Origin of the sequence: Candidatus Seribacter sulfatis, assembly GCF_964187635.1 — a bacterium.
In the GTDB taxonomy this organism is placed as follows: Bacteria; Verrucomicrobiota; Verrucomicrobiia; order Opitutales; family Seribacteraceae; genus Seribacter; species Seribacter sulfatis.
The window spans coordinates 40,691-58,311 of record NZ_CAXLMO010000015.1 but is presented as its reverse complement, the minus strand read 5'-3'; the positions used below and the strand labels follow the sequence as shown (position 1 = coordinate 58,311).

Here is a 17,621-nt window from a genome sequence, read left to right as displayed (position 1 = left end):
CTCATGCAACTTCGTACCGTTACAAACTCCATTTTAATTCGCTAAATTACTGATTACTTTTGTGAATGCTGTAGACATATTATTTTATTTTTTTGCCACTCTTTCAGTGGGCGGTGGCTTGCTTATGATCATGTCCAGGCATCCGGTGCCCGCTGCTTTGTTTATGATTATCTCATTGGTCAGTGTGGCGGCACTATTTGTATTATTGGAGGCGTTCTTTTTAGCGATTTTGCAAGTTCTTGTATACGCGGGAGCAGTAATGGTCCTTTTTCTTTTTATCATCATGCTCCTTGATGTCGGGCCTGACGGTGGAAAAGTTTCGCGGATTAAAGTAATTTCTGGTCTTGCGGGTTGTTTATCATTTGGGATTTTAGTAGTTTTACTTCTGCAATTTTCCGGAATTGGTAGTGCTGAATCAGGGAGTTGGCAAGAGATTCAGACCACGGAGCAGGTCAATGGAGATTCTCTTTTATTTTCCACTTCATTGAAAAACTTTGGCTATGGTTTATTTACAAAGTATATGCTCCCAATCCAAGTAGCAGGCTTTCTTCTCTTAGCTGCCATGGTTGGGGTGATTGTATTGAGTAAAAAATCGTTAACATCTGGAGGAACTGAATAAATGGAAACTGTAACTCCTCAACATTTTTTAGTTCTTTCCTTTCTTTTATTCGCAGTGGGGTTTTTGGGAGTGGTTATTCGTCGAAATCTGCTCTTAGTTTTAATGTCTCTTGAATTGATGTTGAATGGAGTCAATGTGGCTTTGGTTTCATTTTCCCGTACCAGTCTAAATTTGGACGGCAGCCTGTTTGTATTTTTTATAATGACTGTTGCCGCTACTGAAGTCGCGGTTGGATTAGCTCTGCTTGTTGCCCTTTACAAGAAAAGACAAAGCGTTTTTTCTGAAGATATTTCTCTTTTGAAAAACTAATACTATGGAAACCGTTGCTTTCAGTATTCTTCTTCTCCCGCTTCTTTCCGCGCTGATCACTCTATTGTTTCTTCGTAAGTCAGGAAATATAGCCTCGTTGCTATCTGTCGCCACATCAGGTGGAATTCTTGTATTTGCTCTGTATTTAATTTTTAACGGGGAAAACGAGGTTTTTACATGGCAGACAACTTGGATGAAAATGGCGGGGTGGGAATTGAGCTTTGGCTTCCTGATTGATGCGCCAGCCCGACTTCTTTTATTCGTAGTTTCTTTTGTCGGATTTCTTATTCATGTTTTTAGCTTGGGCTACATGGCGGATGATGAGGCGAAGTCTCGCTACTTTGGAGGGTTATCAATTTTCATGTTTTCAATGATTGGAATTACAGTCGCTGATAATTTGATTATGATTTTTGTGTTTTGGGAATTGGTGGGATTTAGTTCCTATCTTTTAATTGCCCATTACTTAACCACTGATGAAGCTGCTCAGGCATCCAAGAAGGCGTTCATTGTAAACCGAGTGGGTGATTTTGGATTTTTAATCGGAATCGTTCTCACTTATTGGGCCTTTGGTACTGTAAATCTCCTCGAACTTGCCGATTTAGTTGATTTCGACCCGAGCTTGATCTCTACTTTCCTTGGACTTGCACTTGCTTGTGGCTTTATCGGGAAATCCGCACAGTTTCCATTACATGTCTGGCTTCCAGATGCCATGGCTGGTCCCACACCAGTATCTGCACTTATTCATGCGGCCACAATGGTTGCCGCCGGAATTTACCTCTTATTACGGATTGACTTCATGTTTACCGAACATGCCCTTTCACTCTTGGCAATTCTGGGTGCGGGGATGGGACTGTATGCCGGTTTCTGTGCCCTTGTTCAAAGGGATATTAAGAAGATATTAGCCTATTCCACCCTTTCGCAACTGGGGTACATGGCAGCCGCTTTTGGCTTGGGAATGCCTGGGATCGCGCTTTTTCATTTAATGACTCATGCTTTTTTCAAAGCATTGATGTTTTTGGGTTCGGGATCAGTCATTCATGCCTGTCATCACGAACAGGACATTTTTAAATACGGTGGATTACGGAAGAAAATGCCGATTACTGCAATCACCTTCCTGATCGGTGTACTAGCGATTTGCGGAGTTAATTTTCTATCAGGATATTTTAGTAAGGATGCAATCCTTCTTACTGCTTATAATGTGAATATGCCTGTATTTATATTATTATATGCAGGAGCAATTTTGACCGCGCTTTATATGTTCCGCCTTTACTTCATCACATTTGAGGGATTGGCTCGTTCAGATAAGGCAGCACATGCCCATGAGAATGGAGCATTGATGACGGGACCTCTCCTATTACTTTCAATCTTAGCTGTGGTTGGAGGCTATCACTCACTTTACCCGTTTGCCATTGTGGAGTCGATCTTACCAGATATTGAATTGGTTGCGGCGATGCCCAACCATTTATGGATGATTGTACTGGGCACTTTTGCTTGGATTGTAGGAGCAATCACTGCACGAAATTTTTATGGTCGGGTTGGAGATGTGGACCCATTATCCGAAAAGTTCCCCACATTCTTCTCACTCTGCAAGAGCAAGCTCTTTTTTGATCAGATGTATGGTTTTTATATCAAGAAAATTCAGGACCCAATGGCTCGTTTCCTTGAGGTTATGGAATTACTCTTTATTTCCGGGTTAATGGTTCGAGGTTCAGCGGGAGTGGCCGCTCTTCTAGGGATGCTGGGAAAAGTTTGTTATATCGGAAAGATCCATGCCTACACTTTTTGGTTCGTTGCCGGGACGATTGGATTTCTTGCCTACGCATCGGGAATATTTGGAAATTAAGCAATAGATTACAATGACTCTTGATCAAATTTTACTTCTCGGTTCCATAATTGTTCCCGCCCTTACATCCGCATTGTTATTTGCGGGTATTGGAGGAGGAGATGACTGGGCCAAAAAATTAGCATACATTGGCTTTGGATTTCCTTTTATTGCAGGCATCGTACTCTTCTTCAATTTTGACGGTTCAAATGGCGGGTATTGCTTTGAAATTTTCCACCCACGGATGGGATTGCAGGAACTAAAGATTACTTTTCATCTAGGACTAAACGGAGTCTCTTCCCCCTTATTTGCGATGGCCGGTGTGGTTGGACTTGCTGCAGGCTTGACTGCCATTCGCTCCGGGGCTGAAAGACTGCGTTTATACTTGGCATTATTATTGGTCATGCAGTCCGGGCTGATGGGCCTGTTTGCCAGTATTGATTTATTTTTTTACTACCTCTTTCATGAATTTGCATTAATCCCCACCTTTATAATGATCGGATTATGGGGGGGACGAGATCGCAGAAGTATTGCTTTGGAAATTACGATTTATTTAACCTTGGGGGCACTGCTTTCCCTTGGTGGATTGGTCGCCTTAAATGTAATGGTCGACGCGGAAAAATTTGATTTTCCATCACTCTCACATGCTCTTGCCAATACCGAGATGCTCGAGTCTACACAAATTAAGATCTTTGGTCTTCTATTAATTGGGTTTGGTATTTTAGTTGCCTTGTTTCCATTTCACACATGGGCAGCAAAAGGGTATGAAGCTGCCCCGACTTCGGTGTCTATGTTGCATGCCGGGGTTCTGAAGAAGTTTGGACTTTATGGATTGATTCAAATTGCCGCACCTTTGTTACCGGAAGGTGCCCTTGCTTGGAGTCCCTATTTATTATGGCTAGCCTTAGGAAATGTATTACTGGTTGGATTTGTAACGATTGCTCAGACTAATTTAAAAAGCATGGTAGGGTATGGTTCAGTCATGCATATGGGGTATTGCTTTCTTGGCTTAGCAGTATGTTCATCCCTGGGAGCAGGATCTGCCGTGATGCTTATGGTTGCACATGGATTATCGGTGGCCTTGATGTTTTTACTTTCAACATACATACAAAAGAGAAGTGGAACTTTTGAAATGGATGAAATGGGTGGTCTTGCCACCAAGACTCCAGTCCTGGCCTGTTTTTTTGTAGCAGCTTCTTTGGCCACGATCGGTCTACCCGGGTTTGGCAATTTTTGGGGCGAATTTGGAGTATTTTTATCCCTCGGCGAAAATCCAGATCATCGATTGTTTTTAGTTTTAGCAGCCCTGGGTATCATTATTTCTGCCATATTTGGATTGCGAGCAGTAGCTAAAATATTTTTTGGTACCGGTTCAGATGAATTAATTAAGCATGAAAAAGAAAATCCAATCTCAGATTTAAAACCGGCCGAAATTATCCCTGCGGGAATTATTTTATCTGCACTTTTATTTTTGGGATTATGGCCGAGAGGGGTTTCGGACCGAATTGACCAAGAGATTGGAACCCGATACGAAAAAATTGATTTTGCCGCATTGTCTCAATTTACACCCGCATGTTGTTTACCGAATGCGGAAGGTGTTGGTTTAGACAATAACCAGACTTCCTACGATTCATTACAAAAGAGTCTTCCAGTTAAACCGATTTCTGATCATTGAGATGGAACATTATTTAAATTTCTCAAACACAAACATTTGGTCTGAAATTTGGCCTGAATTAGCACTTGCACTTGCTGCAATTGTATTACTGGGAATCGATCTTTTTCGAAAATCAGATAAACCCATTGTTTCGATTGGTAGTCTGGCAATCGTTTTTCAAGCAGGCCTTCTAATTTTTCACCTTTTTGATTACCTCGCTTGGCACCATACTTTTGACCGGGAAACTTTTTCTGGCATGCTTCATCAGGGAATTCAGGGTGATGTGATGAGAACTTTTTTCTTATTATCCTCTCTTCTTGTCTCCGTTCTTGGGCATCAATATTTAAAAAACAAAAAATTACGGGCAGGTGAATTTCATCACCTTACCATGCTTGCTACTGCTGGTTTGATGTTATTGGTTCAGAGTAATCATTTCATAATGCTTTTTGTAGCATTAGAAACGGTTGCGGTTTGTTTTTACACCCTGGTTGCGTATAATCGGGAATCAGCGAAGTCATTAGAAGCGGGTATTAAGTATTTAATCTTTGGCGCGTTGAGTTCCTCCCTACTTCTTTTTGGGATCGTTCTTCTTTATGGTGTCGCAGGAAACCCGGAGGCATGGGGTGCAAACTACATCGGTTATGAAGGGCAGGACCCATTAGGATTTCAATACCTTGGGAATTTATTGGAAGCAAATCCTGACCATTTATTACTTCGTGCGGGAGTGGTTCTTATTATTGCAGGAATTGCGTTTAAGATTGGTGCAGCTCCTTTTCAAATTTGGGTGCCTGATGTTTATCACGGTTCTCCAATGCCCATTACTGCATTTCTTGCCGTGTCATCAAAAGCCGCTGGTTTCTTTGTTCTTCTCAATTTAGTCAATGGGCCATTTTTAGGAATGTCGGAATTTCTAATGCCACTGCTTGGATTTGTGGCAACTTTTACTATTTTCTTTGGGAACTTAGCTGCCTGTACGCAAAGAAATATTAAAAGGATGCTCGGTTTGTCTGGTGTCGCCCATGCGGGTTACCTTTTGGTCGCGATTATGGCTTCCATGCAATTTGCGGGGGATAGCGATCGAGCAGTTTGGGTACTCTTCTTTTACCTCTTCATATACCTACTTGCTTCTTTCGCGGTGTTTGGGGTGATGACTATTGCCCGATTGAATGATGAAACCGAGCATGAATTCTCCCATTATGAGGATTTAGCGAAAAAGCACCCTTGGCTTGGCTTTGTTTTAGTATCTGGGATTGGTTCCCTTGCAGGAATACCTCCCTTTGCGGGATTTGTGGCCAAACTTCTTTTAATCTCAATTGCGTACGAAGCCCAACTGTACTTTTCACTTGCTGCAATGGTAATCGGGGTTGTGATTTCTATTTTCTATTATTTTGGTTGGATGCGAGAAATTACCTTTCATCCCAAACCCTCCTTTTCTGATGAGGAGGAAGAGAAGGAAGACCCATGGTTAAATGTTCCGCGTATGGGCCTGTTTAAATTCTGCATGCTTGCACTTGCTGTATCTTCAATTGTGCTAGGCATTTGGCAGGGCCCCTTTGGGGATGCGTTTTAAACTGTTTTTTTAATGGTGCCCGAGGAGAGACTCGAACTCTCACGCCCTAAGACAATAGATCCTAAATCTATCGCGTCTACCAATTCCGCCACCCGGGCTAAAAACTTGAAAGTAAATGATTATTTCAAGGAACTCAATTCTATATTTATGTTTAACGATTTTTATTATAAATGATTCTGATCATGCTCATAATTTTAAATCAAATCCGGTCTTGCTTCCTGTTTATTGCATCGCATAATTAAATTTATGATATCCACCTGTTTATCCGTATGCAGGCAAGGTTGGTTTGGTGTCCCATTGTTTCTTTTGGGTATTGCCAGTCTTGCTTTCAGTCAACTTGTTCAAGAAGCTGAAACTGAATCACTCCCACCTGATCAACAAGCTCAATACATAGAATCCAAACTGGGTCTGTTAGATGAGCGCCTTAAGGAGGTGAAGAAAGAACAGGGAAGTAATCAATTTAGTGCAAATAGAAGTTCTGCAAATGGAGATTTAAAACAACTTGTCTCTGCCTATGGTGCTAATGATTCTAAGTCCATTTCGATTCGCAATCAATTAGATGTCGCAGATCGGAATTGGAAGGTCCGTTCTGAAGAGATTGCTCAAGGTATTTCATCGGTAGATAGTCGTTTGAACGAAGCAACTCTTATCTTTGATGATTTGAAGGAAAACTTCGCCGGGCGACTTGAAGAAGCAGCTCCGGCCTTGCGAGTACTTCAAGAAAATTTGATGCGAACTGAAACGGAAGTGGATGCGCTCACCAATTTATCCCGAAATGCGGTATCTGAGGCCATTCAATCTTATTCCAATATTCAGGCTGAGAGTAACTTACTCGCTATTCGAGCAGTTCCTACAGCACCTAAAACTAGCAACGGTGGAAGTGCTTACTCACCCAAAGCCCAACAGGTGGCAAATGTAATTAAAGCCAAAGAAGCAGTTGCCTTAGGTTCCTCAGGTCGTTTTTCACCTTCGATTAATACAGATGCAGGGTTCGTACAGGTGAGGAGTGAACAAAATAATGGATATGAGTCATCTGAGATCATTGATCGTTTAAAAACTGAACTTGCGACTTCAAAATCTGTTCAGAGTGAACTTTCTGCCGATACTGCTGATATGCAAGGAGACTTAAGGAAAGCCTATCGCGAAATTGTCTCATTGCAGAATAATTTAAAAGAGACTCAAATGTTAGCGAGAAGTTTAGAGGAGTCTAAAAATTCTCTTTGGGCCACGGAAAATGGCCAAGTACCTACTGCCCGGAGTGTGAGCGGTAAAATTAATAAACTGGAACAAGATTTGCAACTTGCCCGTGAAGATCTTCGGTCTTCCAGGCAAACTTTGCTAGTGGAGCAAGAGCGTTCCAATGCGATGATTCGCTCGGTAACAAATGAGCTCGAAAGAACGCGGTCCGACCTTGATGCTGCCAGAACAGCTACTATGTCATCAGGGAGTGATTCGATACGGCTTGCCTCTCTTGAGCGTGAGCTCAATGAGGCGAGAAGAGCACTACAGATGGCACAAATGGCACCAATGGACTCCACCCAAGAATCTTACTTAACCCTGCAAAACGAATTAAGGAAATCATTGGGGGAAATTACCCGAATGCAAATTGAGCTCAATGAAAAAGACGAGCTTGAAGCTCAACTAGTAAAGCTGAAAAGTTCTATGGAAGGATTTGGTGATTCACCGAACCGAAATAACAGTTCGGAATATGTAAACAAACTTTTGATCGATCTTAATGCAGCAAAACGTGAAGTAGAAAAGGCAAAATCTCTGAATAGGGCAGGTCGGCAGGATCTTGTTGAACGCGTTGCATCGTTAGAAGATGAATTGAAAATTTCTAATCTAAAATTAAAGAAGACACAGACTGAGTTTGAAGCGTCACAGGAAAAGATTGCTCGTCGGGAATTCGAATACGCAACGACAATTCAACGACTGGAAGAAGATGCGCAAGTCGCCCAGGATTCATTGCGAGATGCATCACTCGGTAAATTACCTGCCATTCCATTTGTGGATGAAATGGAAAGAAATCTCGCAGACTCAGAAGCTCGGATTAAAACTTTATCCAACCGTTTTGAATCTGAACAGAGTAAAGCCACAGAATTAATTGATGGATTACAGGTTGAACTCGATTCTGCTGTGGTTCGGCAAAAACGTGCGTTAGATCAATTAGCAAGGAGAGAGCTCGATTTAGAGGGCAAGGATTTGGAGTTAAAACAAGCCCAGGCTGATGCAAAAAAACTCAAGGAAGAACTGGAGGTGGTAAAAGTAATTGCAGGTCAACTCGAAGATTTGAATACTGTGCTAGAGGAGACTAAAAGAACACAAAATTCACAATCTGGTAGTTTAGATCAGGTAGTGGAATCACTACGCGAAGAATTAAATCAAGCGAAAGTCGAGCTTGTCTTTACCAATGAAGACAAGGAAAGATTTATGCAGGATTCAGCAAAAATAATTAGTTCCTTGGAATTACAGCTCGAAAATACCCGTAATCAATTACTTGCTGAGCAAGAAAACCAAGCGGATCAGTCCAATGAATCAAAAGAACTTGTTCTTGATTTAAAAAGTGAACTCGATGTTGCTCGAACCGAAATTTCTCGGATGAAATCGGCTGGATTAGGAGAATCTGTGGAAACTAAGCAAGCAGTTTCCCAACTCCAAGAGGCACTTGGTACGATCAGGATTTTGCAGGAGAGTTTAGAAGAAGCTGAACAGGTAAACTTAGAAGTTGATAATTTACGCACCGAGTTGGCTAATTCGATGGAATCTCAATTATTGTCACTGCAAAGAGCAGATGATGAAAAAAGAATTCTTCGACAACAGGCAGAAGATCTAGAGTCGGAGATTGTTATTTTGCGCAACCAAGGATTAGGTGCAGGGGTTCAATTTCAGAAATCGAATGCTTCCTTAATGGAAGAATTGGAAGTTTCGAACGCTCAAATTGTTGAATTAGAAAAACGATCCGCAATGGTGGAGGATAATGAGGTCTTATCATTGATTGATTTGGAGGAGGAATTAGCCAGTGAGAAACTTCGCAATCAAGAATTACAACAAGAATTGTCCCAAAAATCAATCGGACGGAGCAAGACTATCGAAATTTTAGAAAACGAGTTAGCGAGTGCCTTACAAAAACTCGATAACTTGGAAAACAACGATGTCATTCGAAATAGAAAAATCGCCAGCCTTGAACAAGAAATTATAGAAACTAAAGCAATACTGGATACAGAATCTGAAAAAGGTTCAACCGATGATGAACAGGTTGCCATTGTGACACAACTAGAGGAACAACTAGTCAATGCCCAAAATAGATTAGACCAGATTGAAAAGAGCCCACAACCGCTTGCTTCAGGATCGCAAGATTCCCAAGTATTTGAAAAACTTGAAATGGAACTTTCCCGAGCCGAGCAAACAATTGATGCGTTGCAAGTTTCTTTAGATTCACAAGATGAAAAGCGAATTAATTTGCAAGAGCAGTTGGATGACGCAGTGCAGAAGTTAAATGAGATTGCTCAAAACGGAGATCAATCCCCAAGGAGTCTTCCACAGGGTTCTGAAAAAGATGCGGAAGATTTTATTCGTTTGGAAAATGAACTTCTAGCCGCTCAGAATACGATCAATGATTTACTTGAAAAAACAAATTCAGAAGAAGTTGAAAGAGGAAAGATCGAAGAACAACTAGCTTTGGCAATGGAAAGCATCGAGAAAATTGAGAGCGACTCTATACCAGGTAAACGTACAGATTCTGCACCGGATGACACCGCCCTTGTAAAGGACCTGAATGCTTTATTGGAATCCAAAGATAAAAGACTCAAGGAATTAGAAGAAGAGTTAAGTAATGCCATTGTGGAGATGACTGACAAAGAAGCAGAACTTGAGATCGCATCATCACTTCGAGAGGAGATGGAACTTTTGGCGAGTAAGTTAGAAAGTGCTGAAAAAAAGTTAAATGAAATGAATCTAGAAAATACAAACCTTGATTCAACTCCAGTGATCCCAACCCTGAGCGACTCGGAGAAAAATGATTTATTGAATGAAATCAGTCAGTTAAAAGCAGATCTGGATAAAGCCAAGTCAGAGACTTCCTCAGCACCACAGGATGATCAATTGTTAGCACTCCAGAGCCAGTTGCAGGATGCAGTTTCTGAAACTATAGAAATGCAGACCGAATTAGAGGAAACACAGGCCAGGTTGGCTCAAATGGAATCCAGTGTTGGTAATTCTTCTTCCCCCGAAATTAATCAAGTGATTGAAAATGCCAAGCAGGCCGAAAACCAAGCTCTCCAAAGGATAGGCAATCTAACTGCTGCGCTACGTAATTCCGAGCAATTGAGGAAGGAGATGGAGTCGTTACTTTTGGAGTCAGACCAATCAAATGAAGTGGCACCAGTTCCTAACTTTGCCAGCGATCCACGATTTATCGAGTTACAGAAAGAACTCCTTCTTCTTCAACAAGATTTACTTGCTGCTCGAGGTATTGAAGAACCTCGTTTTCAAGAGTTGCAGTCCGAATTAGAGGCAAGTCAAAATGACAGTTTAAGATTAAATGATGAATTTAAATCTGTTTTTTCGGAATTTGGAAGAATTAAGGAACAGGTGGCGATTTTGGAAGAAGAAAATCGACGCTTGCAGGGCTCAATTTCATCTTCTGGTTCCAATCAGAATCGTGAATTAAAAGCAAACTACCAGACTCGTGTGAATGATTTGTCAAAAGAGAATGCCAATCTTAGAATGCAAATCGGAGAAAGAGATAACCGAGTCACTGGATTAAGAGAGGATTTAGCGAGAGCACAAATGACTGTTCCTGGAATAAAGCCAGATAATGCCGCCCTGAGAGCACAGATTGTCCGTTTGGAAGGAGCAGAGCAAAGTGCTCGAGATTCGGAGGCAAGGGCGAAAATGGAGGCTCAACGATCGATGGCAGATATTGCATCCCTCAATCAAAAAATAAATATATTGGAAGAAAATTTAAGACAGTCCCAATCCCAATCCCGTGGAACGCCTTCAACATTTACCACTTATAACCCACCCCCTGTTGTAGTTACTAATCTATCCAATGCAGCAGATGGTGCAGAAATTCAAAGATTGCGGGAACAAAATCAACGATTACAAACACAACTTCTTTCCAACAATACAATTCCACAAAGGGATCAGTTGGACAGAAAGGTTCGGGACTTAAATCAGAAAAACCTTACCGCCCAAATTCAACTCGATCAAGAGAGGGCACGGGTTGAAGATTTGAGACGACAATTATCAGATGCACGAGATATAAAGCAGGAAGTGGTGGAGAGAGGACAATCAGCCAACATGAAAGTTAATCTATTAAATGGCGAGTTATCAGATGCTCAAAATCGAATTTCTTCTTTAGAAAACGCATTAGTTGCTGCCAGGGAAGCAATTCGTGTCTTGAAAAAGGGAGGCAGTGGTGGAAGTACAATGCAAGTTTCTGTACCCCGAACTTCTAGAAGTTCGAGTAATTATGTAAGTTCTCCGATTCGCTCAACTCCTGCTCCCCGGACCTTAACAAGTACTTACACTCCAAGACCGTTGCCTTCCTCGACATACCGTCCTTCTCCTTCTTCGAGCAACATGTTACCTAATTCTTCACTTACATCTCCCGGTATCCAAAAGATTCCCGACGGTGATTCAAGTATTCAACTCCGCGCTCAAGTCCAGTTTCTTAACAATAAAAACCGACCTGCTGGATTCACTGAGTTCTTCTTGGTAAAAAATGACCTTGAAAGTATTTTAAACTCTTCGAGAGTACGAATCCCGCCTGGCCAGGGGATTGATACTGGAGCAGAGCTTTGGGCAAGATCAGTGCAAAGGGGATACCGTTTTCCAGGTATTGCTTCCGCGATTAGAAATGCATTAGCAACTAACAGTCTTGCCCGGATCAAGACCAATTCAATGGGAGAGGCTAACCTCGAAAATATTGAGGCAGGGAATTACTTTATTGTTGGTTCTTCACCACTTGGACAGGTTGGAGTTGTTTGGTCCAAACCAGTGGAATTAAAGCCCGGAACAAATGGTATTGTTTTAGATTTGAGAGACGCGGCTTGGGCAGAATAATTAATCCATCGATTCATTTTTCGTGTTGTCCAATTTACACTCGTGTAAACTGATTTTGTCTGCTGGTTTTTGATTATTTAATCCAAAATTATACCCCTAGTCCGAGTATTCAACAGCTAGGCTAATTTATACTTTTCCTTACTTCTCTATTACCTAGAAGAGAAGTTCGACTTTTTTGTATTTCTTATGTGATTCTTGTTACCACTCTCAGAAAAAATAGTGTCGCAATCCTAACCTCAAACTAAGGATTGTGGAGTTGGGCTTTTTATATTCCGAGAAGATCTTAATTCGATTGCGACTAAAGAAAGCGAACGAACTTTATATATAAATAGTGTGATCCTAAAATAATGACCAGATTATCTAGCTGTGGTCTAAAGAAACTGCTTCACTATTCTCAGATACCTGGAGGCTTCAAGATCACCGGATTGAGCGGCTTTTGTGAGCCATGAATCTGCTGTGGGATAATCTTGTTCAACTCCTTGGCCAAGAAAAAATAAAATTCCTAAATACCGAAGAGATTCAGGATCCATTTTAAGGGCAGCTTTATCAAACCATTTCTTCGCCGATTTGAAATTATTTTCTTTATAATAAAGGCAACCTAAATGCCTGCATGCAATTGGGTTTCCTTTCGACGCAGGAATTTCAAGTAGTGTCTTTGCTTTTTCGCGGTCTTTATCAATGGTAAGAACTGACATTGCCGCCTCAACGGCATCAAAACCTATTTCATCCTCCTCTGAAATATCGGTCCTGGGGATAGAAATGACAGGACGTGGATTCATCGGAATATTTTTGGAATTCTTATTAATATTAGCCTCCGCTAAATTCGAGACTGATTTTGTTTGATTTTCAGGAATGTAAACTGCAGGAGGATTCCTCAGCCTTTCAAGGTGGTTTTCATATTTTCGTAGTTGAAGTTTTGCTTCCGAAGACCCGCTTATTGATGCCCGGTGAAGCCAGCTTACTGCAGATTCTAAATCTTTTTCCACTCCATCTCCAGTCGCGTATTTCATCCCTAGTGTTAATTGGGCCATAACTAATTCTCGGTCTGCTGCAGTACGAATCCAGCGAAGAGCATAATCTTCATTTTTCTCAAGACTGTCTCCAATCGAGTAAGCCATGCCTAGGTAAAACATACCTAATGGAAGCTTTTCGCGGGCTGCCCGAGAACACCATTTTATTGCGAGGTTTGAGTCTTTTTTAACTCCAATACCAGTAAAGTAAATCATTCCCAATGTTGCTTGTGCAGTGGCATAACCTTTCTCAGCAGCTGATTCTATGTGACGAATTGCTTTAGAGAAATTCCTTGGGGGGTTATCCATTTCAATCATTCCCAAACAATACATTGCAAGTGGATCCTTTGCTTTAGCAAGGGCCAGGAGGTTGGAATGGAGGTATGCTTCGTCATACAAAAAGTGACCACGATTCACTTTTCCATTTTCAAGAGATAGCGAGGCAAGGGTGCATAGTCCTACTGCACCTTCTTTCTCCGCGGCTAATTTTGCCCATCTTTCTGCTTCTTTCAGATCGATGGCTAAACCCCGTTCACCGAATTTGTGAAATAGTGCCAGTACTCCCTGATAATGGGGGTCTCCATTTAATGCTCTAGATTGAATTGTTCCTAGAGATTCTTGTAATGGCGATCTTGCATCGAGGGAAAAAGAACTGAATACACCAAAAATAAAAACGAAGAGAAGTGTTAAATTTTTTGGGCAAAAAAATTTATAATGTATCTTTCTTATAAGGAAGAAAATCATAAGGCGGGCGGTATAGTAATTTCTTGCCACATAATAGACTTTGGGCAAGGAAATTATTGTGGTAAAAAAGAGGGGAGGGGAGTAAATCTTTGAAAATGTTTAAAATTTGTCCAGATTGTGATTTCGAATGGCACTCCAAAGATGGTACTCAATGTCCTGCTTGTCGCGATCGGGAGAGCAACAGCGAGAAGGAGGAATTTACTCAGTACAAAGGGGGGGCATTTGGGACTGGCAAGAACCATTCCCATTTCAAAAATTGGTATAAAGCGATTGGAATAATCGCCTTAGTTTTAATTCTTTACGCTTTTATAATCGGTTGAAATTGGTGCAATCAGTTCAGCTCAGATTTATTTTGATCTTGGGGTAAAAAGGGTAATTCAAATGCATCTTTAAAATTATACCCGCCTTCAAAATCATCCAGTGAGTCATTTTCTGTTCTTCCCAAGATTCCATGGTCCACTAAATTGAAGACAATATCTCCAAAATCTCGACATTTTGAAATATTCCAATGTTCCATCAAGGTCATTGTCATAGGACCGAAACGATCTAATGCATAGTCACGAATTCCATTGAGTAATTCAATTCCAGATACATGGCCCTTGTTTTTCTTGTTCGATTTTTCTAAATTTTTGAGGGTGTGGTCTAGTGCTTCTCGAATAAAGTAGTAGGCACCTTTTCCAAAGCGGTCGTCTTTATGATGAATTTCTTTTATAACTTCAGGGAAATTTTTTTCACTCATGGTAATTGAATTCTTAAGGGTTGAGTAAGAGGCAGTGATAGAGTTTTATAGGAACTTTTCCTGAATTCAATGCTCAAATTAAAATGAAAGTATCCTATTCACTCTCGACTGGGCGAGCATCGCCTCATTGTATAACTTGGACCTATCGTAAAAAAAGATATCGAAAGTATTTTCGTAGTCGGATTGATGCAGTTCGTTTTCGCAATGAAAAGGAACAGGAATTAGGAATACGTAGTCCCCATGAGATTGAGAATGAAATTATTTTTTTAGCATTAAGTGAAATTAAAGATCGTTTAGACTCAATGGATCAAAAAATCGAGGCAATTGAAAGTTCCGTCCGAACACAGGAGGGACATTTAAAAGATCTAAGAAAACCACCCGTGCCCAAGATTCTCCGAATTTCAGAAGCGGCCAAAGTATTACGGATTTCTTCCAGGAAACTTTATTATTTATTAGATAAAGGAGTTTTTAAACGATATAAACTCCCTCATACCAGAACCACTTTTATTAAACTTGATGAAGTGGAAGAAGCTTTAGGATCGGGAGATTTAAGCGAATTACTTACTAAATAATTCAAAATTTAGATAAAAATAATTCATTTCATTATTTTTTTAGTTTTGCCTGTCGAGTCCAGATGTGGGAAAAGAGATAAAATTTTAATTTAATCTAAAATATTATGAGTAAAAAATTCAAGGGTGGAGTAGTTACCGGAGACGATGTGCAGGCAATTTTCGATGATGCTCTAGAAAATCAATATGCACTTCCAGCAGTCAATGTAGTGGGAACCAATTCGGTTAATGCAGTTCTTGAAACAGCAGCGGGTTTGAACTCTCCGGTAATGATTCAATTTTCCAACGGTGGTGGAATATTTTATGCAGGGAAGAGTCTTTCCAATGAAAACCAGAAATCTGCAATTGCTGGATCGGTATCAGGTGCAATGCATGTACACGCAATGGCAGAAGCGTACGATGTACCGGTTATTCTTCACACTGATCATGCCGCGAGAAAGTTACTTCCATGGATCGATGGTTTATTGGATGCAGGAGAGCAGTTTTATGAATCAAGGGGTAAGTCCTTATATAGTTCGCACATGCTCGATCTTTCGGAGGAACCAATTGAAGACAATCTGAGCACATGCCGGGATTATTTCGAAAGGATGAATAAAATTGGAATGACCATTGAAATCGAATTAGGGGTAACCGGAGGGGAGGAAGATGGAGTGGATAATACTGATATTGATACTTCCCGACTTTACACGCAACCCGAAGAGGTAAATCAGGCGTATGAAATTTTATCATCAGTGAGCAATCGATTTACTGTAGCGGCTGCTTTTGGTAATGTTCATGGAGTTTACAAACCAGGCAATGTTGAATTGACTCCCAAAATTCTTTTTAACTCGCAGGAGTATGTGCAAGAGAAACATGGTTTAAAAGACCGTCCCATTCATTTCGTATTTCACGGAGGTTCTGGATCTTCCCGTGAGCAAATTCGTGAGGCGATAGGGTATGGCGTGGTGAAGATGAACCTTGATACTGATATGCAATGGGCATTTTGGGATGGAGTTCATGGATACTATAATACGAACAAAGATTATCTACAGGCACAACTCGGTAACCCGGATGGTGACGACAAACCCAATAAGAAATATTATGACCCACGGGCATGGTTAAGGGGGGGAGAAACTACCTTTGTCGAGCGCCTTACCCGATCTTTTGAGGATTTAAATTGCCTGAACCGGAATTCACTGTAGTCGGGTAGTTTTCTCTTTCCTTTAGACTAATGAGTCAGTCGGTTTTAGAGCAGTTAAAGGAACATACAGTTGTAGTTGCTGACACTGGAGATTTCTCATCCATTGAACAGTATGCTCCCCGAGATGCGACTACGAATCCGAGTTTAATCTTAAAAGCTTCCAGGCAGGCAGATTATTCAAGCTTAGTGGATCAAGTGGTCCGGACTTCAGTCCAGAATGGAAAAAGGGATGTGGATGAAGTAATGGATCAACTTCTTGTTCAGTTTGGCTTGTCTATTCTGAAGGTTGTACCCGGTCGGGTATCCACCGAAGTTGATGCCCGTTTATCATTCGATTTTGATGCCAGTCTGGAAAAAGCCCGAACAATCATATCACTTTATGAAAAGAATGGTATTTCTCGAGACAGAATCTTAATTAAATTAGCAACCACATGGGAAGGAGTTGCTGTTTCAAAGGTATTAGAACAAGAGGGTATTCACACTAATATGACCTTGTTGTTTTCCTTGGTACAAGCAGTCGCCTGTGCGGAAGCTGGTTCTCAATTGATTTCTCCCTTTGTTGGTCGGATTTTAGATTGGCACCGAAAGCAGCACGATAGGGACTATGAGGGAATTGAAGACCCAGGTGTACAATCGGTTATTCAAATTTTTAATTATTATAAAAAATTTGGCTATCCTACCGAAGTCATGGGGGCAAGCTTTCGTAATACAGGAGAGATTAAGGAATTAGTGGGTTGTGATTTACTTACTATCGGACCGAAATTATTGGAACAGATGCAACAGGATTTTTCACCGATTGAAGTGAAGCTAAACGAGCGAAAGGCAAAGGAGTCAAATCTAGAAAAAATTGAAATTAATGAACCGACCTTTCGATTTTTACTCAACGAGGACCCGATGGCGACTGAGAAGCTAGCTGAAGGTATCAGGAAATTCTCTGCTGATGTTCGAAGTCTAGAGGAATTGTTAAAGAATTTAATCTCTGCTTAATCAGAAAAATTTAATTAGGTTAATTAGTGATTTAGAGTATTTATGTTTTACATGGGTTTTATCTTCGGGTAACTCTTAGATCATGGATGCTAAATCAGAAACAAATTTACCAAAAAGAGTAGTGAGAACCATTACTTTAACTCAGGAGGATCTATCTTTGCTCGATGGAATCGAACGCGTGATGTCGCGGACGGGTTTACGAATTAAGACCGATTCAAAGCTTATCCGGGCGGCCATTCAAGTGGCCCATGCTTCGTTGCATGATGAAAAGTACAATATTATGGATATTGCCGAAAAGGTAGTGAAGGAAGACGGTCGCTCATTGAGTCGCTTGCTTGCAAAAGATAAATAA

13 protein-coding genes and 1 tRNA gene are annotated in these 17,621 nt (G+C 40.9%); 11 read left to right on the top strand and 3 right to left on the bottom strand.

The window, feature by feature from the left end; translation table 11 throughout:
* The first annotated feature begins 124 nt into the window (after window positions 1–124).
* Genes ACKPQ5_RS02095 through ACKPQ5_RS02075 form a run of 5 tightly spaced genes read left to right on the top strand, consistent with a single transcriptional unit; the run spans window position 125 to window position 5,974 of the window.
* Window positions 125–619 carry an NADH-quinone oxidoreductase subunit J gene (locus ACKPQ5_RS02095; RefSeq protein ID WP_407677448.1) on the top strand — a complete coding sequence of 165 codons (495 nt, stop codon included), beginning with the start codon at window positions 125–127 and terminating at the stop codon, window positions 617–619.
* A complete protein-coding gene (gene nuoK / locus ACKPQ5_RS02090) occupies window positions 620–928 on the top strand; it encodes an NADH-quinone oxidoreductase subunit NuoK (protein ID WP_407677437.1) in 309 nt (102 codons plus the stop codon). It abuts the gene before it with no gap.
* A 4-nt stretch (window positions 929–932) separates the two neighbouring features.
* Window positions 933–2,771, top strand: a complete 1,839-nt coding sequence (gene nuoL, locus ACKPQ5_RS02085; RefSeq protein ID WP_407677436.1) for an NADH-quinone oxidoreductase subunit L — start codon at window positions 933–935, stop codon at window positions 2,769–2,771.
* A 13-nt stretch (window positions 2,772–2,784) separates the two neighbouring features.
* Window positions 2,785–4,425 carry a complex I subunit 4 family protein gene (locus ACKPQ5_RS02080; protein WP_407677435.1) on the top strand — a complete coding sequence of 547 codons (1,641 nt, stop codon included), beginning with the start codon at window positions 2,785–2,787 and terminating at the stop codon, window positions 4,423–4,425.
* Window position 4,426: 1 nt separating this feature from the next.
* The gene (locus ACKPQ5_RS02075) at window positions 4,427–5,974 is read left to right on the top strand and encodes an NADH-quinone oxidoreductase subunit N (protein WP_407677434.1); all 1,548 of its coding nucleotides are present in this window, start codon (window positions 4,427–4,429) and stop codon (window positions 5,972–5,974) included.
* 13 nt (window positions 5,975–5,987) lie between these two features.
* Here ACKPQ5_RS02075 and ACKPQ5_RS02070 read toward each other — a convergent pair.
* Window positions 5,988–6,072: transfer RNA gene (locus ACKPQ5_RS02070), tRNA-Leu, on the bottom strand.
* Between the two features lie 148 nt (window positions 6,073–6,220).
* Here ACKPQ5_RS02070 and ACKPQ5_RS02065 point away from each other — a divergent pair.
* The gene (locus tag ACKPQ5_RS02065) at window positions 6,221–12,040 is read left to right on the top strand and encodes a hypothetical protein (RefSeq protein ID WP_407677433.1); all 5,820 of its coding nucleotides are present in this window, start codon (window positions 6,221–6,223) and stop codon (window positions 12,038–12,040) included.
* Between the two features lie 371 nt (window positions 12,041–12,411).
* Here ACKPQ5_RS02065 and ACKPQ5_RS02060 read toward each other — a convergent pair whose 3' ends face one another.
* Window positions 12,412–13,794: a tetratricopeptide repeat protein gene (locus tag ACKPQ5_RS02060; RefSeq protein WP_407677432.1), complete on the bottom strand. Its 1,383-nt coding sequence runs from the start codon at window positions 13,792–13,794 to the stop codon at window positions 12,412–12,414.
* A 95-nt stretch (window positions 13,795–13,889) separates the two neighbouring features.
* Here ACKPQ5_RS02060 and ACKPQ5_RS02055 point away from each other — a divergent pair, with 95 nt between their 5' ends.
* Window positions 13,890–14,114: a hypothetical protein gene (locus ACKPQ5_RS02055; protein ID WP_407677431.1), complete on the top strand. Its 225-nt coding sequence runs from the start codon at window positions 13,890–13,892 to the stop codon at window positions 14,112–14,114.
* A gap of 11 nt (window positions 14,115–14,125) precedes the next feature.
* On the opposite strand, the gene ACKPQ5_RS02050 is transcribed toward ACKPQ5_RS02055, so the two are convergent.
* On the bottom strand, window positions 14,126–14,533 hold the full coding sequence (locus tag ACKPQ5_RS02050) for a Minf_1886 family protein (RefSeq protein ID WP_407677430.1): 408 nt from the start codon (window positions 14,531–14,533) through the stop codon (window positions 14,126–14,128).
* Window positions 14,534–14,616: 83 nt separating this feature from the next.
* On the opposite strand from ACKPQ5_RS02050, the gene ACKPQ5_RS02045 reads away from it, so the two are divergent.
* The 4 genes from ACKPQ5_RS02045 to ACKPQ5_RS02030 all read left to right on the top strand — a co-directional run bounded on the left by ACKPQ5_RS02045 (window position 14,617) and on the right by ACKPQ5_RS02030 (window position 17,621).
* Window positions 14,617–15,105, top strand: coding sequence for a helix-turn-helix domain-containing protein (locus ACKPQ5_RS02045; RefSeq protein ID WP_407677429.1), 489 nt, complete (start codon window positions 14,617–14,619; stop codon window positions 15,103–15,105).
* 104 nt (window positions 15,106–15,209) lie between these two features.
* Window positions 15,210–16,283, top strand: a complete 1,074-nt coding sequence (fbaA, locus tag ACKPQ5_RS02040; protein ID WP_407677428.1) for a class II fructose-bisphosphate aldolase — start codon at window positions 15,210–15,212, stop codon at window positions 16,281–16,283.
* A 29-nt stretch (window positions 16,284–16,312) separates the two neighbouring features.
* Window positions 16,313–17,269, top strand: coding sequence for a transaldolase (gene tal / locus ACKPQ5_RS02035; RefSeq protein WP_407677427.1), 957 nt, complete (start codon window positions 16,313–16,315; stop codon window positions 17,267–17,269).
* An 82-nt stretch (window positions 17,270–17,351) separates the two neighbouring features.
* The gene (locus ACKPQ5_RS02030) at window positions 17,352–17,621 is read left to right on the top strand and encodes a hypothetical protein (RefSeq protein WP_407677426.1); all 270 of its coding nucleotides are present in this window, start codon (window positions 17,352–17,354) and stop codon (window positions 17,619–17,621) included.

Coding starts and splice junctions, on each gene's coding strand:
- ACKPQ5_RS02095 (WP_407677448.1), top strand. CDS start 125: ATGATCATGTCCAGGCATCCGGTGCCCGCTGCTTTGTTTATGATTATC.
- nuoK (WP_407677437.1), top strand. CDS start 620: ATGGAAACTGTAACTCCTCAACATTTTTTAGTTCTTTCCTTTCTTTTA.
- nuoL (WP_407677436.1), top strand. CDS start 933: ATGGAAACCGTTGCTTTCAGTATTCTTCTTCTCCCGCTTCTTTCCGCG.
- ACKPQ5_RS02080 (WP_407677435.1), top strand. CDS start 2,785: ATGACTCTTGATCAAATTTTACTTCTCGGTTCCATAATTGTTCCCGCC.
- ACKPQ5_RS02075 (WP_407677434.1), top strand. CDS start 4,427: ATGGAACATTATTTAAATTTCTCAAACACAAACATTTGGTCTGAAATT.
- ACKPQ5_RS02065 (WP_407677433.1), top strand. CDS start 6,221: ATGATATCCACCTGTTTATCCGTATGCAGGCAAGGTTGGTTTGGTGTC.
- ACKPQ5_RS02060 (WP_407677432.1), bottom strand. CDS start 13,794: ATGATTTTCTTCCTTATAAGAAAGATACATTATAAATTTTTTTGCCCA.
- ACKPQ5_RS02055 (WP_407677431.1), top strand. CDS start 13,890: ATGTTTAAAATTTGTCCAGATTGTGATTTCGAATGGCACTCCAAAGAT.
- ACKPQ5_RS02050 (WP_407677430.1), bottom strand. CDS start 14,533: ATGAGTGAAAAAAATTTCCCTGAAGTTATAAAAGAAATTCATCATAAA.
- ACKPQ5_RS02045 (WP_407677429.1), top strand. CDS start 14,617: ATGAAAGTATCCTATTCACTCTCGACTGGGCGAGCATCGCCTCATTGT.
- fbaA (WP_407677428.1), top strand. CDS start 15,210: ATGAGTAAAAAATTCAAGGGTGGAGTAGTTACCGGAGACGATGTGCAG.
- tal (WP_407677427.1), top strand. CDS start 16,313: ATGAGTCAGTCGGTTTTAGAGCAGTTAAAGGAACATACAGTTGTAGTT.
- ACKPQ5_RS02030 (WP_407677426.1), top strand. CDS start 17,352: ATGGATGCTAAATCAGAAACAAATTTACCAAAAAGAGTAGTGAGAACC.